This window comes from Desulfofundulus sp. (genome assembly GCF_049701015.1).
In the GTDB taxonomy this organism is placed as follows: Bacteria; Bacillota; Desulfotomaculia; order Desulfotomaculales; family Desulfovirgulaceae; genus Desulfofundulus.
In genome coordinates this window covers 1-1,955 of sequence record NZ_JBNATZ010000360.1, presented here as the reverse complement: position 1 = coordinate 1,955, position 1,955 = coordinate 1, and the positions used below count along the sequence as shown (strand labels likewise).

Here is a 1,955-nt window from a genome sequence, read left to right as displayed (position 1 = left end):
ATTATCCCTTAAACTTGGGTATTATGCCAAGGTGGGTTGTATTTGACGCTTACGTTTCTGCTGGGCCGCGGCGGACCTGGTGACCAGCAACTTCGAAACCAGGGGGCCGGAACTGCTGAGAATAATGGGATACGAAGTGCCGGACCCGGAGGACTGGGTGCCGTAGGGGATGAAAAGGGAACGAAAGAAAAGAGCGGAGCTGGAAGGGCTTTCGTTGTTTGTCAGGGTTTGGTGTGTCGCGAAAAAGGGAAGGCCTAAAATTCTAAGTGAAAAGCGGTAATTATAAGCCTTTTATAAAGATAGGGCTTTTTTTCTGTGTGATGAATGAAAATGAGCTTGACATGGAACCAGACTAAGTATATGATCCAAGCGACAGTTGTTATAAAGTCCTTGCTCTTGGGAAAAACTAAGAGCAAGCGTATAAAGCCCCTGCGATTGGTTACCAACCGCAGGTAGTATATCGCCCGGGGGGTTGGGATTATCCCAACCCCCTGTTCATTTATTTCCAGCAATTTTCCATAAATTGCTCGTCTAAAAGGATAAACCTGTCTGCATATTTTTTTAAATGGTAACATGGTTGTTGAGGAAAGGCAGCGAGTTCCACGTGTTTACCGAGGTCTTTTACTTCTTGAACAACTTCAACGAAATCAGCATCGCCGCTTACCAAAATTGCAACATCGTAGTGGTTTTTTATTGCTTTAGAAAGCATATCTACTGCGAGTTTAATATCAACTCCCTTCATAGGGAACTCTATTATGTAAGTTCAGCTGAGGCAGAAAGATGGCAATGTTACGTTAATATTTTACCTGTGCTACATTGGATATGGGTTTACTACCTCTGAAGGCGCAGGGCCTTCCCAACGGTGGACATAAGTGTTTGTTGAGTAATACCGGTGCAAGCAACCTTTGCGTTACAAGGTCGGGTGGCTTTTCAGGAAAGCCCGGTTATCACTCCGGGTCCATCGCCAGGTATACGACGTTGCTTTCAGCTGGGACGTTTTCCCCCGCTTTATCAGCCGGTACCACTTCCGCCCCAATTTTCTCCACTATTTCCCTGGCCAGCTCGTCCACCATTTCCGGGTGCGCTTTCAAAAACTTGCGTACGTTTTCCCTGCCCTGACCCAGGTGCTCGCCGTTATAGGAAATCCATGCGGTTGACTTCTGGACTATTTTGTACTCCAGAGCCATGTCCAGCACGTCCAGCTCTTTCGAGATGCCTTCCCCGTAGAATAAGTCCACAGCGGTTTCTCTGAACGGAGGCGCGACCTTGTTTTTGACGATTTTGATGACCGTGCGGCTCCCAGTCGCTTCGCTCCCGTCCTTGATTGCATCTTTCTTCCTCACGTCGAGCCGCATGGACGAGTAGAATTTGAGCGCCCTCCCGCCGGGCGTGACCTCGGGCGCGGGACCGAACCTGTTATCCCCCACCTTCTCCCGGAGCTGATTGATGAAGACCACGACCGCCCTGTTCTTGGAGACCACAGCTGTCAATTTTCGTAAAGCCTGGGACATCAGGCGGGCCTGTAGGCCTACCTGCACTTCGCCCAATTCACCTTCAATCTCATTTTTCGGCACCAGGGCGGCCACCGAATCGATGACCACCACGTCCACTGCCGAGCTCGCCACCAGCACGCCGCATATCTCCAGGGCTTGCCCCCAGTAGTCCGGCTGGGAAACCAGGAGGTTTTCGATGTCCACCCCCAGGCTTTTGGCGTACACCGGGTCCAGGGCGTGCTCCGCGTCGATGAACGCCGCGATGCCGCCCGCTTTCTGGGCTTCGGCGATCACATGCAGCGCAACGGTGGTCTTACCCGAAGACTCCGGGCCGAAGAGTTCCACAATTCTGCCCCGTGGCAGACCGCCCACACCCGTGGCCAGGTCCAGGGACAGGATACCCCTGTGGGTATCGCTTCGACGTTCATCCTCGGGTTCTCGGCCAGGAGCATGGTTGCCCCG

At 52.2% G+C, this 1,955-nt stretch carries 1 protein-coding gene and 1 pseudogene; both read right to left on the bottom strand.

Features of this window, described 5'->3' with window-relative positions:
- Positions 1–499: 499 nt before the first annotated feature.
- Positions 500–742 (bottom strand): NYN domain-containing protein, encoded by a 243-nt coding sequence (locus ACPLUI_RS14360; RefSeq protein WP_424660925.1) that lies wholly within the window; start codon positions 740–742, stop codon positions 500–502.
- Between the two features lie 205 nt (positions 743–947).
- Positions 948–1,955 (bottom strand): annotated as a pseudogene (gene recA, locus ACPLUI_RS14355) (recombinase RecA); the annotation flags it as partial.